General features: G+C 46.3%; 17 protein-coding genes and 1 riboswitch. Of the genes, 10 read left to right on the plus strand and 7 right to left on the minus strand.

From position 1 onward, the window contains the following. Window positions 1-2: 2 nt before the first annotated feature. The 3 genes from SPB21_RS16135 to SPB21_RS16145 form a co-directional block, all read right to left on the minus strand. Complete coding sequence (locus tag SPB21_RS16135; protein ID WP_499867144.1) at window positions 3-368, minus strand: hypothetical protein; 366 nt, start codon at window positions 366-368, stop codon at window positions 3-5. A gap of 51 nt (window positions 369-419) precedes the next feature. Next, on the minus strand, window positions 420-1,460 hold the full coding sequence (locus SPB21_RS16140) for an alpha/beta hydrolase (RefSeq protein WP_499061742.1): 1,041 nt from the start codon (window positions 1,458-1,460) through the stop codon (window positions 420-422). Window positions 1,461-1,570: 110 nt separating this feature from the next. Beyond that, window positions 1,571-1,897 (minus strand): hypothetical protein, encoded by a 327-nt coding sequence (locus SPB21_RS16145; RefSeq protein ID WP_499867145.1) that lies wholly within the window; start codon window positions 1,895-1,897, stop codon window positions 1,571-1,573. Between the two features lie 287 nt (window positions 1,898-2,184). Here SPB21_RS16145 and SPB21_RS16150 point away from each other — a divergent pair, with 287 nt between their 5' ends. The 8 genes from SPB21_RS16150 (at window position 2,185) to SPB21_RS16185 (ending at window position 9,695) form a co-directional block, all read left to right on the plus strand. Next, the gene (locus SPB21_RS16150) at window positions 2,185-2,691 is read left to right on the plus strand and encodes a DUF1499 domain-containing protein (RefSeq protein ID WP_499867146.1); all 507 of its coding nucleotides are present in this window, start codon (window positions 2,185-2,187) and stop codon (window positions 2,689-2,691) included. A gap of 129 nt (window positions 2,692-2,820) precedes the next feature. Next, window positions 2,821-3,639: a GNAT family N-acetyltransferase gene (locus SPB21_RS16155; protein WP_250565391.1), complete on the plus strand. Its 819-nt coding sequence runs from the start codon at window positions 2,821-2,823 to the stop codon at window positions 3,637-3,639. Between the two features lie 69 nt (window positions 3,640-3,708). Beyond that, window positions 3,709-5,355 (plus strand): phytoene desaturase family protein, encoded by a 1,647-nt coding sequence (crtI, locus tag SPB21_RS16160; protein ID WP_499867147.1) that lies wholly within the window; start codon window positions 3,709-3,711, stop codon window positions 5,353-5,355. 894 nt (window positions 5,356-6,249) lie between these two features. Next, window positions 6,250-6,768, plus strand: coding sequence for a GNAT family N-acetyltransferase (locus SPB21_RS16165; RefSeq protein WP_499061738.1), 519 nt, complete (start codon window positions 6,250-6,252; stop codon window positions 6,766-6,768). 32 nt (window positions 6,769-6,800) lie between these two features. Then, entirely contained in the window at window positions 6,801-7,130 is a 330-nt protein-coding gene (locus tag SPB21_RS16170) for a hypothetical protein (RefSeq protein WP_499867148.1), read from the plus strand. A 154-nt stretch (window positions 7,131-7,284) separates the two neighbouring features. Beyond that, entirely contained in the window at window positions 7,285-7,734 is a 450-nt protein-coding gene (locus SPB21_RS16175; protein ID WP_490795534.1) for a GNAT family N-acetyltransferase, read from the plus strand. Between the two features lie 193 nt (window positions 7,735-7,927). Beyond that, a complete protein-coding gene (locus SPB21_RS16180) occupies window positions 7,928-8,461 on the plus strand; it encodes a hypothetical protein (RefSeq protein ID WP_499867150.1) in 534 nt (177 codons plus the stop codon). A 455-nt stretch (window positions 8,462-8,916) separates the two neighbouring features. Beyond that, a riboswitch (Glutamine riboswitch) is annotated at window positions 8,917-8,992 on the minus strand. 163 nt (window positions 8,993-9,155) lie between these two features. Next, window positions 9,156-9,695 (plus strand): GNAT family N-acetyltransferase, encoded by a 540-nt coding sequence (locus tag SPB21_RS16185; protein WP_163667348.1) that lies wholly within the window; start codon window positions 9,156-9,158, stop codon window positions 9,693-9,695. 13 nt (window positions 9,696-9,708) lie between these two features. Here SPB21_RS16185 and SPB21_RS16190 read toward each other — a convergent pair whose 3' ends face one another. Continuing rightward, entirely contained in the window at window positions 9,709-10,134 is a 426-nt protein-coding gene (locus SPB21_RS16190; RefSeq protein ID WP_163667345.1) for a hypothetical protein, read from the minus strand. Window positions 10,135-10,267: 133 nt separating this feature from the next. Continuing rightward, entirely contained in the window at window positions 10,268-10,972 is a 705-nt protein-coding gene (locus tag SPB21_RS16195) for a pirin family protein (RefSeq protein ID WP_499867151.1), read from the minus strand. Between the two features lie 171 nt (window positions 10,973-11,143). On the opposite strand from SPB21_RS16195, the gene SPB21_RS16200 reads away from it, so the two are divergent. Next, window positions 11,144-12,043 (plus strand): LysR family transcriptional regulator, encoded by a 900-nt coding sequence (locus SPB21_RS16200; RefSeq protein WP_499867152.1) that lies wholly within the window; start codon window positions 11,144-11,146, stop codon window positions 12,041-12,043. Window positions 12,044-12,078: 35 nt separating this feature from the next. Here SPB21_RS16200 and SPB21_RS16205 read toward each other — a convergent pair whose 3' ends face one another. Continuing rightward, complete coding sequence (locus SPB21_RS16205; protein WP_163667334.1) at window positions 12,079-12,513, minus strand: hypothetical protein; 435 nt, start codon at window positions 12,511-12,513, stop codon at window positions 12,079-12,081. A 129-nt stretch (window positions 12,514-12,642) separates the two neighbouring features. On the opposite strand from SPB21_RS16205, the gene SPB21_RS16210 reads away from it, so the two are divergent. Next, the gene (locus SPB21_RS16210) at window positions 12,643-13,374 is read left to right on the plus strand and encodes an aspartyl/asparaginyl beta-hydroxylase domain-containing protein (RefSeq protein WP_499867153.1); all 732 of its coding nucleotides are present in this window, start codon (window positions 12,643-12,645) and stop codon (window positions 13,372-13,374) included. A gap of 53 nt (window positions 13,375-13,427) precedes the next feature. On the opposite strand, the gene SPB21_RS16215 is transcribed toward SPB21_RS16210, so the two are convergent. Next, window positions 13,428-13,916, minus strand: coding sequence for a sterol desaturase family protein (locus tag SPB21_RS16215; RefSeq protein ID WP_490795474.1), 489 nt, complete (start codon window positions 13,914-13,916; stop codon window positions 13,428-13,430). Between the last annotated feature and the right edge of the window lie 78 nt (window positions 13,917-13,994).

The raw sequence follows: 13,994 nt of genomic DNA on the forward strand, positions 1-13,994 counted from the left end.
ACCTAAAACTCTTCTTTGTTGGGCAATTGCTTTTTTAGCTCTGCCAACAATATTGCTTGCTCTTCCTGTAGGCTGTTTAATCGCTGCAAGATTGTTGCAACGTGTTGTTCTTGAGCTGATTCTCCAGCTGTTGTTTTGGTCAATAGCCAACGCCCCAAGGAGAATGGAGAACGCCCCAGCCACTTGAGCAGACGGCGCAGCAGCTGACCAACAAGGGAAATGCCAAGTTGAAGCAGAATGATTAGAGAGATCGCGATCGCAACCAGCCAATAGGGGTGATGCAGTCCCCACAGAACTGCCGTTTCAGTCGGCGTTAACAGTGCTTCTGCAACTGTCCCTTCTAACAATAGACTGGCTCCGCTATTCACTATTGACTCTCCTACTTGCTACCAGCAGGCATTTGGACATTCCCTGTTGTCTTAATCATTCCGCCGTCTATGGCGTCTCCATCCTTTACGCCCCTTCAACTCCCGCTTAACTGCAATATCCCACTTATCCACCAGGGTCATCATGGCAGGCATATCACGAGATACCTTGTCCTGCCAACCCAGATCAGCCACCACCGAATTAAATGTGCGGCGCTTGGTCATGCGATAGGCAATTTCCTCTACCTCTTCCCAGGTCAGATTACTCTCAATGTAGGCCTTCGTAATCACATTCAACAAGTTGGTAAATCGATTCCCCTCCGCTTCAGTCATCATCGTATGGGGGATATCTAACACCCGATCAAAGCTGTTGTACCAGCAATAGGGTTGATGTTCTAGTGCTGCTTCAAAGAAACGATGGTGATCGTAGTTGTTCACAGCGCGATCGCTTTCACTAGAGATCATAAAGATCGGGGCAATGGGAGACTTTTTGACCCGCTTAAAGTTATATTTTGCAATTCGTAACACTGCTCGCAGGGCAGAAATTTCAAACCCTGGATAGCTGGGACCCATTAATTTTTCCCATTCAAAATAGGTATCAATATGCCTAACAAATAAGTCAATCACCTTGCTGCTGGCACTAAAGTAAGGTGCAAATAACAGTGCCCGATAGATATCAGCAGCTTTTTCCATGGCCAGCCACGTCGCCAGGGTCGCACCACCAGACAAACCACCAATAATCACCTTCGAGCCCATTCTCTGGGCAATTTTAAGCCACTGCAACCCAAACTTAAGATAGATGCGGGGGTCTTCTGCTAGCGGCGGGGGATTACCCGGCCCCCATTGACCTGCCAAACCATGCATCGGTAACAAGGGCACTAGCACATTACACCCTGCTTTGTGTAAGGTTTCTGCCATGGGAATAAACTGATAGGGACCAGCCGTAAATCCATGGAAAAACAGACACACTTTTTCAGTGGGTTCGCTATGAAATAAAAAATACGACCGACAGAGATTATCAATTAGCGATAGCTCTGATTCACGAGCTGATATTTTGCTCTTCAGAACATTTTTAAGCGTTAGGTAGTCTGCCATAGCAACCTGATATCTGGGCATAGACGAATACTACCGCTCAGACTCAGCATATTCCTAAAGATTGCGGGACTGCTTAATTATCAGCTCGCCTTAACGCACAGATAACACGACTACTCTTGAGAGGCAGGTTGTTCGGTTGATTGCTCTTCAGATTGCGTGTCAGCGGCATTGCTTGTCAACAGCAACACCGCTCCGCGACCATCTACGATGCACGAACCACGTTCATCAGGCAATTCTACAATGGACCAAGGAATCAAAAAGGTTCCGTCTTCCATGGCCTTTGAAGGAGCAAGTTTTGGCGTCCTCTCAGCGGTAGCCACGGTTTCATAACAGCGATGGGCAATCGCTTCAACATCGTCAGGAATGATTGGCTTCTTAGGACCACAGGCACTTACTCCAGTCAGCAGCACTAACCATAAATAACGCAGCTTACCCATAGGCTTAGCCCCCAGATAGGGTTGATGTCGTACCGCACGGCACCCATTAGATATCCTCGACAGAATCATTCCTTAACTTGGTAACGCCCTTACAATCAATAGGAGCTGAAGGGAATCAAAGTAAACTGACAAATCTTGGCGGCGTGGGGAGTCAGGAACCAGGAATCAGAAGTCAGCGAAGGGCTGGATTTTGACTCCTGAATTCTGACATCCGGCTTAACCAGAATTTTTCGGTTTAAATGAGTCCTTACTGATAGCAGCTTACAGAACTTTTAGACCCAGTCCCCATGCAATTATTTCGCGTATTACTTCCCCTGTTAGTTGCCGTTTGCTTAGTGTTCACCAGTGCCCCTGCGATGGCTGCACCTATAGCTGTTTTACCTGGCTTGCAGGGTGTATTTACGGGCACACCGCCGACTAACATTGGCATTCATGATGCTCAACTGATTGCCTGCCCTACGTCGCCTAACTGTGTTAGCAGCAGTGCCAGCGATGATGAGCACTATATTGCACCGATTGAGTATACGGCTGACAAAGACGCTGTTCGCGATCAGCTGGTGGCCATTATTAACAATCAGCCCCGCACTGAGATTATCGAACAGACTGATGACTATATTTTGGTGGAGTTTACCAGCCGTCTGATGGGGTTTGTGGATGATGCTGAGTTTTACTTTCTGCAAGATGGTAATAGCATTGCGATGCGCTCTGCGGCACGGTTAGGAGAGTCAGATCTAGGTGTGAACCGTCGACGTTTGGAGCAGTTTCGTTTAGCGCTGCAGAGTTTAGGAGCTTAGTATCAGAGCTATTGCTGTCAGGAAAGCTGGCCTTCTGAGTAAAGCCCTGACAGCAATTATTTATCCCTAAAATTTCCCCCTCATCACTATCAAAACACCGTGACCTCACCCATCTACCAAATTCGACCCATGACTCGCGGTGAGCTCGACCTCGCCGTTGACTGGGCTGCGGCAGAAGGCTGGAATCCAGGCCTGCACGATGCCGATTGCTTTTATAATGCCGACCCCACAGGGTTTCTGATGGGATTTCTAGATGGAGCACCCATCGCTTCAATTTCAGCCGTTAAATACGGTGAATCCTTTGGGTTTATTGGCTTTTATATTGTGAAGCCAGAATTTCGGGGGCAAGGGTATGGGCTAGCCATTTGGCATAGTGCACTTGCATATTTAAAGGGACGAAATGTCGGTCTAGACGGCGTAGTTGCTCAGCAAGATAACTACGTTAAGTCTGGGTTTAGCCTGGCGTATCGGAATATTCGCTACGCAGGTGTGGGTAATGGTCAAGCGGATGATTCGGGCTGTGTGCCGCTGGCAAATCTGTCAGTAGAAACCGTGATTGAATATGATGGACGATTTTTTCCTGAGGTGCGATCGCACTTTACCCCATGCTGGATCGCGCAACCCAACAGCCACGCCGTTGCCATGGTGCAAGGACAAACCCTAAAAGGCTATGGCGTTCTGCGCCTCTGTCACAGCGGATACAAAATTGGCCCCTTATTTGCCGACACAGCAAACGTTGCCGATGGCATTTTTCAGGCCCTAATAGCCAAAGTGCCAGCAGGGGACTCATTTTACTTAGATGTACCGGAAGTCAATGGTGCAGCAGTCGCACTAGCCAAGCGATACAACATGCACTACGTATTTGAAACCGCACGGATGTATACCCAGACAACTCCAGAATTGCCGCTTAGCGGAATTTTTGGGGTGACTACATTTGAGTTGGGGTAGTGCTACGGCCCTGGAACGCTACAATATTAGAAATATTAAGTGTTCGTTACATTTGGATGGGAGTTGGTTATGGGGCGCAAGCAGGCCATCGTCATTGGAGCTGGAATTGGTGGACTTACCATGGGTATCCGCCTCCAAAGCTTAGGATTTGATACCACTATTGTGGAAATGCTGGATGCCCCTGGTGGTCGCGCTTACGTGCGTAAAGCAGATGGTTTCACCTTTGATATGGGTCCCACAGTCATCACGGTGCCCCACTTTATTGAAGAGTTGTTCTCTCTGGAGCGTGATCAAGCAGCCCTAACCCAGGACGACTTCCCGGCAGAAATTGTCGATGAAAGCAAGCGTATCAAGTCCGGCATTTCCGGTGGCCCCAACACCAGTCGCTACGTCAAGATTGTTCCTGTACTCCCCTTCTACCGCATCTACTTTGATGATGGCACATTCTTTGACTACGACAGTGACCCTGAGAACACTCGCCGACAAATTTTAGAGCTGGGTGAACCCGGCGACTTTGAAGGGTACCAACGTTTCCACGCTGCAGCTAAAGCTGTTTTTGACCGGGGTTTTTTGGAATTGGGCTATACCCATTTTGGCAGCGTCGGCTCCATGCTCCGGGTAGTGCCTGAACTGCTGAAACTAGACGCTGTACGGACTCTATTTAGCTTTACTAGCAAGTACTTTAAGAGTGACAAACTGCGCCAGGTCTTCAGCTTTGAACCGTTGCTGGTGGGCGGCAATCCCCTTTCAGTACCTGGCATCTACGCCATGATCCACTTTGTTGAAAGCACCTGGGGCATTCACTTTGCCATGGGGGGTACCGGTGCTTTGGTCAGTGGCTTTGTCAACAAGTTTGAGGATCTGGGTGGCAAGATTGTTTACAACACCAAGGTCAACAAAATTAATGTCAAAAAAGAGAACGGCAAGAAAGTAGTCAAAGGCATTACCTTAGCTGATGGCACCGTCATGACAGCTGATGCTGTTGTTTCCAATGCCGATTGGGCCACCACCTATGGCAAGATGATTGAGCCCAAGTACCGCTTCTGGAATAGCGACCTACGGGTAAAAGTGACTCAACAGTCCATGTCGGCATTTGTACTGTACCTGGGCTTTAAGGCCGATGGCAATGAGAACACCAAACTGCGACACCACAGCATTATCTTAGGCCCTCGCTACGAAGAACTGTTAAAAGATATCTTTGGTCGCAAGGTTATGCCCAAAGACTATTCTCAATACGTTCACTTACCGACGTTGACAGATCCGTCTCTAGCCCCCGAAGGACACCATGCAGCCTACATTCTTGTACCTGTTCCTAATAATGCCTCTGGCATCAACTGGGATGAGATGGGTGAAAAACTAAAAGACAATGTGTTGACGTTCATGGATGAACGAGGATATTTGCCTAACATCAAGGAGCGCCTAGTCCATTGCAGTTACATCACACCTGACTACTTTGAGACTACGCTACAGGCCCACATTGGTAATGCCTTTGGCCCTGAACCCACATTAATACAGTCGGCATTCTTTAGACCCCATAACCGCAGTGAGGACATTGCTAACCTATATATGGTCGGTGCAGGCACACAGCCTGGTGCAGGTACACCCAGTGTGATGATGTCTGCAAAGATGACAGCCCGCTTAGTAGCAGAGGACTTTGCCATTGCCCCTGAGATTGTAGGGGGTATTGCTGAAGGGAAAGAGGCTTCTCTCGTTTAGGCGGTTGTTCACACAAACGAACGGCTTGTTTTTCCCCGATATGACAACTTTTGATCAGTGTTAACGGTTTAACCGATCACAACTTATCAGCTGAGGCCAGTTTGCTGTAATAGCGGCTGGCCTTTAATTTTAAGCATGATTATGTCTGTCATTTAGGATATGCGATCGCAAAGGTAAAGAAAAACTAAGAGTCTTTACCTACTTTTCAAAAACCAAGCCACTATCTTGGGTAAGCGAACATAATTAACGCTTTGATGGTGATTGGTCCATTAATCATCATTCAAGTCCGACAAGTGATAGGTATGAGGAGTTTATGTGTTGAGGTGACTTAGGCAAGCCTAGGCCATCTTGTTGATCGTTATACCAAGGAGTTCCCATGACACTTTTTCCCGCAATTATAGTGTTCGCTACAGTTTTTCTGCTCTTTTCCAAAGACGTCCTTGGCAAAAAAGAAGAGCCCAGGAAAAAGCTAAAAACTAATGCGTCTGAGACTAGTATGTCCGATGTATTGCTCAGATATAAGCTACTGAATGAACTGGGAGAAAAGCCCTAGCGACATCAACTTGTCCACAACTACAATGTCAACTGGGCACCAAAATAGTGATGAGAGCCAGTTTCTATGAAGATAAACTGGCTCTCATCCTTGTTTTTTAAGTGCCATTAATAAACTTTAACCATCACAACGGCATCGTCCTATTAAGGCCTTTATCAGTTGCTTTTCAAGCATAGTCTTGAACAGACTCAACGACACAAACGACTGCCAACTACCAGCATTGCCCTGACTGTTTGTACTACACCTGACATAAAGGCCCCCTATGGGTCATGTATGAGATTTATCCGAAATCCATACTTAAGGGATTGTTGTTTAAGCGACAGCAGTCAAGGTGTCTGTCTATGTCTACACAACTCATCCCACAAAGCCCGATTTTACTCCGAGCCTATTGCGATGAAGATTGGTCAGTTGTATGTGACATCCATGATCGCGCTCGGCCCCATGAGCTAAAAGGTTCTTGCGATGCCAATAGCTTTTTGCCCCTGGCAGAGGACCCAGAAGATATCGACAATTTTCATCGCTCAGAAAAATTTGTTGCCTGCATTCAAGGCCAAGTCGTTGGTTTTGTCGGCATTGACGAAAATTTAGTTTCCTGGCTATATGTAGACCCAGATTACTTCGGCATTGGCATTGGCAGAGAACTTCTACAGCTAGGGTTAGAGCTCGCTGGCTCCCAAGCCTGGACAGTCGTTTTGAGTGGCAATACCCGTGCCCGTAGGCTCTACGCCAGCGAAGGCTTTCAGGTAGTCCACACATTTGAAGGTAGCAATGCAGGCTATCCATGCACCTGCCTGGAGCTATCCTTCAAGCCTAATCACATAAAATTACCCCAAGAACAAACGCAGTTTTATGCAGCCTAATTAGGTCAAGCTAAGCAAATAGTCAAATCATCATGAACACAGTCACAATTGTGTTGTTTGCGATCGCAGGCATCACTCTATGTTCTAATGTGTGGGCATATTGGCTCAACTCCAGATATCACACGTCTGACTATATGGGTGCATCAATTAATTTCCATGCCGGAAATTTTATGGTGGGCTTATTTATCGGTATAGGGATTGCCCTGCACATCAGCTGGCCATGGTGGTTAGGCATTATCGGCCTATTAGCCTGCTGGACTGGCAGCACTCCGCTTATGTGGCTTATCCATTTAGCCCTGGCTCCATTTCGTCAACCTCATCCCAGAACAACAGAGCTAAGACAAAAACAAGTAAATCGTTAACATGCTTAACAAGACCTCGTATCTTGACCGTTGCTGATCCAGGAAATAACTTGACCTGACAGAATCTTCCTACATTGGCATTGATCAGATTAACGCTGCCCGAGGATCAGCAACACTATATTTTTTGACCCATAAGACTATGCTTAGATCCGCCATGAATATTCGAATTGCCCAGCGGCAAGATATTGAAACGCTGTTTGAAATCAGAACCAGCGTTATTGAAAATCATCAATCCCGTGAAGACATCGCTGAACTAGGTATTACTCCAGCATCGATCGCAGAAATGCTTGAAACCGACTGCTGCGCCTGGATTGCTGAACTAGATGGTGAGGATATTGGTTTCTCCATTGCCAATCAAACAGAAAAAAATATTTTTGGCATGTTTGTACGCCCCAGCTTTGAAGGTCGGGGTGCCGGTCGTCAGCTGATGCAAGCTGCTGAAGATTGGTTATGGTCCAGCAACATTAATGAGATTTCGCTAGTCACTGGAAATAATCCCAACTTGAGGGCTTATGGCTTTTATCTTCACCTGGGTTGGACACCCATCGCAGTCGAACAAGATGGAGACTTTGCAGGCGAGATGAAATTTATCAAACGTCGTTAAGAGTAAGGGTTACGTATACCGAATGATACTGTTATTTCAATTTTATAAGCATGCACTAATGCAACGACTATTTTAAGTACAAAGAGGTATTAAGCATTATTTCAAATCGACTTTTTCTGTTTAGCTCAAAAAAGTGTTGGGCAATACTTAAAGCATCAGAATCATTATTCTAGCTAGGTTCTCTACCACCAGAATGTTAGAAAAACTCTTCACTGGGACCGCTGTAGGATTTATTGCACTGTTAGCACTGGTCAAATCAACCTATGCATCTCCTAGCGAGCCAGTGACTGTCGATGTCTACGGCTCATCCTACAGTGTTGAGTTAGATCATGAGGCTACAGACCAGGTACTTAGAAACCAACCATGGTGGGGCAACAAAGCCCTCGCCAGCGAACTATGTGAAGCTTTAGTGTATGAAGGCGAAGACATTGCCAGTGTCGGATTTAACACAATGGAAATCAGTGGTGAAGATTACATTGAAGCTTATCTGGTCATGCCCCTCACCACATGTAGTGGACCAGTTTTAATTTCCCAAGCCGATATTGGACAAATGACTGGCGGCACATTTTTTGTTGTCTCAGGTAATGTTTGCTTCACAAGCAATTCAGAAACTCTCAGAGCTCAAGTGCGTAAGAATCATCCCCTGAGTCAGAACCTATACATAACGCCTCAAAATGTAAGCGTGTTAAATTGTGGCTATTTCAATAACTCAATCTTGTATTACTAGAGTTATCGGCGGCCCATTTGGAAGCTATAGATTTAAGCAGTGCACAAAATAGGCATCAACGGGTTACCGTTGACGCTTGTGTTTTATCTCCCATAGTAAACTGCTGAATGTATTCAGCAGTTTACTGCACACATAGTCGCTGATATTCAGAGCTTTCAGCTATAACTGTTGTTGTGAACGATGTTCGCCAAGCTACAGTTATGATGCCTAACGACAGCATCATAAAGATCAGCAAGGCCGTACCGATTGCATATTGGTCAAATGCAAACAAACCTAAGCGTGAGAGTGCTCGTCGAATGAGTCAGAAGGCTGCTTGAAAGGTAATGAACCACTAATCGTCCAGCACAAAACCGGACAAAATACGATGCAATAGACTGTCAGTACGGTAATTAGCTCGGTAGCGGTTAAAGCGTTAGATGTCATGAGAATCGCCTCCTAAAAATACACATTGCAGAGGCGCGTTCCTTCAGGAAAATATCCCTACTTCCGTCCTTCAATATTCAAAGCTTTTTGAATCAAAGGATGAACGGTCTTTACATCTATATTCTATGTTACACATACCCTAAATGGTCAAGGAGTACAGCCAAAATGTCTACAATTCATAACAGAATCAACCTGAATTCATCTAGCCACTAGAATCATTTTTTTAGTATGAAAATCAGGTTATAAATCAAAACGATTGAGGTAAAGATTCTTGAATAGAGCTATTAGGGAATTGGAAGCTAATGACATTGACCAAATTATCCAATACTTTCTGAAAGCAGAGTCTAAGTTCCTTAAAGGCATGGGAGTTGAACCTACCAAGTTACCCAGTGCTGATGAATGGAAAGCCCTTCTGAACAAAGACCTTAACCGCCCAATATCTGAAAGACACTTTTACTATATTCTCTGGGAATTGGATAACCATGCCATCGGTCATTCCAACATTAATAAGATTACATTTGGTCAAGAAGCCTACATGCATTTACATCTCTGGGAACCTCAAACGCGCCAGAGAAACCATGGAACTTATTTTATTGGGCAAAGCATTAGCAAATACTTTCAGACATTTGAACTTAAACGATTAGTTTGTGAGCCTTATGCTATGAATCCAGCCCCTAATAGAACCTTGGCTAAAGTGGGGTTTGAGCTCGTTAAAACCTATGAAACAACTCCAGGCTGGATTAACTTTCAGCAAACTGTTAACCGATGGATATTAAGTGAAGAAAAATGGTCACAGTCTGCGGCCATGTGAGACCTCACACATCTCACTGAGTATCTGGGTTTAAGGGCACAATATATTGATTATTGGCTCGAACATAACAGGTATAAGCAACAGCAAAGTCATCCACCACCCTACGCTGCACATCCCTTAAGTCTGCGTTCACTTTGAGCCAAGGTTGACCGTTGACCAGGCTAATGGCATCATCGCCCTCAAAGACAGAGTCAACAACCGCACCATAGGCCAGTACAACGATGACATCTCCGTTGTCGCTGCGACAGTTAAGGCCCAGGTTATCCGTCTCTACAACAACCCATTGCCAGTGGGGATACATGCCTCGGTTGCCCTGCACACGCGCTGAGAAAAAATCTCCGTTAGTATCAAACCGGGGTACATCACTCATCTGAGCCTGTGCCGCAGTAGCTATGGAAACTATTCCGAGAAATGATGCTAGGAATCCACGAGTAATCATCAAACTATCCCTAATGTTAAATGTTAGCTAGGTCAGAATAGCACTTGCAAAAAACATCCCAATGACAAACCATGGGCCTACATAAGTAGGCCCATGGTTGCAGGCTATCTCCTATTGAGCATGACTTGCCTGGTTATGCAGCCATATCAAATAACAGAATCTCAGTATCATCTGTTTGACCTGCTATAGAGACTGCTTCAGAGGCCGAAATTGCGACTCCATCACCGGCACTGAGGAGATTTTTGTTCAAAGTAATCTGCCCGCGCACCACCTGAACCCAGGCAAGACGATTGTCTTGCAACGTATAGTCAACTTGCTCATTGAACCCTAGTCGAGCCGCATAAAGATTCATATCCTGATGGATGGTGATGGATCCATCGCGACCGTCTTGGGAACCAACCAAGCGTAATCTGCCCTGTTTTTCTTCAGGGCTAAAGTACGTTTGTTCATAGCCAGGCTCAATGCCTTGCTTGTCAGGCAACACCCAAATTTGGAGAAAGTGTACAGGACTCTCTTTAGAAGCATTGTACTCACTGTGGCTAATGCCACTACCTGCAGACATGCGCTGCACATCACCAGGGCGGATGATGGATCCATTGCCGATACTATCTTTATGCTCTAAAGCACCGTCCACAACATAGGAAATAATCTCCATATCGCGATGGCTATGGGTAGGAAACCCGCGCCCTGGAGCCACTTTGTCTTCATTGATAACCCGCAGAGTACCAAACCCCATATGGGCTGGGTCATAATAGCTGCCAAAAGAGAAGGTATGACGGCTATCGAGCCAACCAAAATTAGCATTACCTCGTTCTGATGCAGGGCGAACAGTCATCATAGGTCTACCTCCCGTGTGGTGTATTGGGTGGAACTAATCCAATTATGGATTGCGTCTTTAAAAAAGACAATAATCAATTCAATTGACGCATTGTCCTTTTTTAGGCAACAATGAACCTACTTGAGATTCACGAAAAAAGCTATTCAAGATTGATTGAAAGGATAGGTCAGCATGGATAAGTTTGCGGCCATTCATGCCTTTGTACAGGTCGTGGAAGCTAAGGGTTTTGCCGCCGCGGCGCGGGACATGGGTATGTCGCGATCAGCAGTCAATAAATTAGTGATTAGCCTAGAAACAGAATTAGGGGCACAACTTTTGCAACGCAGTACCCGCAAGGTCACACCAACGGCGACGGGTACCGCCTTTTACGAACGCTGTTTGGGTATTCTGGCAAACCTAGAGGAAGCTGAACTGGCAGTTTCCCAAACCCAAGTTGAACCGGTCGGACCGCTGCGAATCAATGCTCCAATGACCTTTGGCACCATGCATTTAGGCCCCATTCTGGCAGATTTTATGGCGCAATATCCTGGAGTCCAAGTACAGCTAACGTTGGAAGATCGGTTTATAGATCCATTAGCAGAGGGATTCGACCTCACGGTACGCATTGCCCAACCCCAAACATCCCTGCAGTTGGTGGTGCATGAACTGGCTCAACTCAATTGTTTACTCTGCGCTGCCCCTGAATATTTATGGTATCGAGGAATTCCCCGATCAGCGCAGGATTTGGGTAACCATAATTGTTTGGCCTATGGTGAATTGTCAGGTCGCCATGAGTGGGTATTATCAAATGGCAATAAAGAAAATAGAGTCACTGTCACTGGGTCAATGTGCTCAAATAATGGTGAAGTGCTCAGGGACGCATCCATTCGCGGATTGGGGATTGTTTTATTGCCTCAGTTCATTGTTAAGCAAAGTTTAGCTTGCTGGGACCTGCAAGAAGTGGTGTTGGATTATCAACCTCAGGCATTATCGCTATGTGTGATTTACCCGATCAATCGACACTTATCCCCTAAAGTACAGCTGCTAACAGCATTTTTGCAGAAACGATTTGAACGATTGTTTACGCCATAGCTGAGCTAGCTTGTATGGGTCGTGTTACCTATCAACTAGCCCTTCGCTAATCGTTCACAAACAAACGCTTCCATCTCTTCATAGAGAAACTGTAGCTTGAGACCTGACTCGATATCAGCAGCTTGATCACTGAGTTCCATAAGCTCACCCACTCGATTGGCAATGATTTCGCTGGAATTGTAGAGAGTGTCAGGGGTTATGCCACCTCGACGTCCGGCTTCTAAAAAAGTGGCTTCCAGGTCTTCTCGCAAGTAAGCCGGGTCGATAATCCCGTTAGGAAAGCTCACCGCCAGATAAGCGCGGCACTCTAGCTCCATGCGATCAACGCTGTTATTCAGCATCACGGAGTAGCCATCCTGATTCACAGTACCTGCTACTTCAGGGGTATTTTCAGCAGGAATTACCTGGGCTATCGCCGGCGTTCCATAGAACGCTACGGAGCCAAGGACAAAAAGCAGAAACGATTTCATAGGGAAGCAGGGGTAGAGCATGCTGACATGTGGGCCTAACCAGATACTATATCTTTACACTGATGTAACCACGGGTTTTGCCCAGTTTTTAGAGTGTTTTTTAGCTTGTCTTAACGTATTACGCTGTTTATGCAAATCACTCAGCCCCAAAGTCCAGACACCCCTATTCACCCAATTTTTGACCGCCCCTGGTATCGCCGATTTGAAGCGTGGCTTGGCAACTCATCTCCCCTCGGCAATGCGTCTATTTTTCCACCGGAAACGTTCCCTTGGGCAACAACACTTGAGAACAACTGGACTGTCATTCGCCAAGAGCTGGATCAGGTGTTAACTGATGTGGATGCTCTGCCCAGTTTTCAGGATATTATGCCGCGCCAGAATCGGATTAGCCCAGATAATAAATGGAAAACCTATTATTTTTGTGCGTTTGGCTTTGTTGCTACTAAAAACTGTGAAAAATGCCCTCAAACCTGGGAGCTGCTCCAGGATATTCCTGGCTTAAAGGTGGCTTTCTTTTCTATTTTGGCCCCTGGGAAACACATCCCTGAACATCGCGGCAAACACAAAGGCCTAATTCGCTATCACCTGGGTCTCCGGGTGCCAGAACCGAAGGAAGCCTGTCGCATTCGGGTGGACACCACCATTACCCATTGGGAAGAGGGCAAAAGCTTGATCTTTGATGACACCTACTACCACCAGGTTTGGAACGACACCAATGGCTATCGTGTGGTGTTGTTTTTAGATATTGAGCGCCCCTTTAATTTTCCTCTGTCTTGGGTAAATGCGGCTGTATCCAAACTTTTAGCGCTATCACCTCAGGTGAAACAGGCTAAGGAAAATTACGAAAGCTTTAGCCGGTAGGGACGGTGTATAGAGGCGTCTGTAGAGGCGTTCCCTGGAACGCCTCTACAGACCTACCACCATCTGACTGCCAGCATGGGTAGCTCTGGCAAATCGTCTTCCGTTGGCCACTCGACTGGCTTGTAAGTTCCAAAAATATGGTCCCACCAGTCAACGCCCAGGCCAAAGTTGTGGTTCCACATGCCGTACTTGTGGTGTATGTAGTGGACGGGCATCTTCATCCAGAAGCACTTGCGAGGGTTTTCATGCTGTAGCTGGTGGGCATAGGCAGAAAAGGCGGCATACACTAGCGCGCCGCTGGCCCAGCCTAAACCCACCAGCAGGGAAAAGATAAAGGGAATGGCCATTGCGATCGCACTTCCCACGACATAATCTCGAAACTCCCACACCACACCCTGGCCTTCATTGCGGCGATGGTGATCGCGATGGCGCTGGCCAACTTGAGGAGAGGAATGCATTAGCCGATGCAGCCAATACTCAACAAAACTGGCAAACACAAAGGCCGCTACAAAGCTAATGACAAAAACTAGAGGCTGAGGCATTGATAACTCCATTAAGGACAAACACAGAGGCACGCCAATAAATCTACTGCTTCATCTTATTATTGTGAAGGATTTTTA

Origin of the sequence: Leptothoe sp. ISB3NOV94-8A (assembly GCF_043421595.1) — a bacterium.
In the GTDB taxonomy this organism is placed as follows: Bacteria; Cyanobacteriota; Cyanobacteriia; order Phormidesmidales; family Phormidesmidaceae; genus Leptothoe; species Leptothoe turfae.

Excerpts from the sequence above, each read along its gene's own strand:
- SPB21_RS16140 (WP_499061742.1), bottom strand. The coding sequence starts at position 1,460 with ATGGCAGACTACCTAACGCTTAAAAATGTTCTGAAGAGCAAAATATCA.
- SPB21_RS16145 (WP_499867145.1), bottom strand. The coding sequence starts at position 1,897 with ATGGGTAAGCTGCGTTATTTATGGTTAGTGCTGCTGACTGGAGTAAGT.
- SPB21_RS16150 (WP_499867146.1), top strand. The coding sequence starts at position 2,185 with ATGCAATTATTTCGCGTATTACTTCCCCTGTTAGTTGCCGTTTGCTTA.
- SPB21_RS16155 (WP_250565391.1), top strand. The coding sequence starts at position 2,821 with ATGACTCGCGGTGAGCTCGACCTCGCCGTTGACTGGGCTGCGGCAGAA.
- crtI (WP_499867147.1), top strand. The coding sequence starts at position 3,709 with ATGGGGCGCAAGCAGGCCATCGTCATTGGAGCTGGAATTGGTGGACTT.
- SPB21_RS16165 (WP_499061738.1), top strand. The coding sequence starts at position 6,250 with ATGTCTACACAACTCATCCCACAAAGCCCGATTTTACTCCGAGCCTAT.
- SPB21_RS16170 (WP_499867148.1), top strand. The coding sequence starts at position 6,801 with ATGAACACAGTCACAATTGTGTTGTTTGCGATCGCAGGCATCACTCTA.
- SPB21_RS16175 (WP_490795534.1), top strand. The coding sequence starts at position 7,285 with ATGAATATTCGAATTGCCCAGCGGCAAGATATTGAAACGCTGTTTGAA.
- SPB21_RS16180 (WP_499867150.1), top strand. The coding sequence starts at position 7,928 with ATGTTAGAAAAACTCTTCACTGGGACCGCTGTAGGATTTATTGCACTG.
- SPB21_RS16190 (WP_163667345.1), bottom strand. The coding sequence starts at position 10,134 with ATGATTACTCGTGGATTCCTAGCATCATTTCTCGGAATAGTTTCCATA.
- SPB21_RS16195 (WP_499867151.1), bottom strand. The coding sequence starts at position 10,972 with ATGATGACTGTTCGCCCTGCATCAGAACGAGGTAATGCTAATTTTGGT.
- SPB21_RS16200 (WP_499867152.1), top strand. The coding sequence starts at position 11,144 with ATGGATAAGTTTGCGGCCATTCATGCCTTTGTACAGGTCGTGGAAGCT.
- SPB21_RS16205 (WP_163667334.1), bottom strand. The coding sequence starts at position 12,513 with ATGAAATCGTTTCTGCTTTTTGTCCTTGGCTCCGTAGCGTTCTATGGA.
- SPB21_RS16210 (WP_499867153.1), top strand. The coding sequence starts at position 12,643 with ATGCAAATCACTCAGCCCCAAAGTCCAGACACCCCTATTCACCCAATT.
- SPB21_RS16215 (WP_490795474.1), bottom strand. The coding sequence starts at position 13,916 with ATGCCTCAGCCTCTAGTTTTTGTCATTAGCTTTGTAGCGGCCTTTGTG.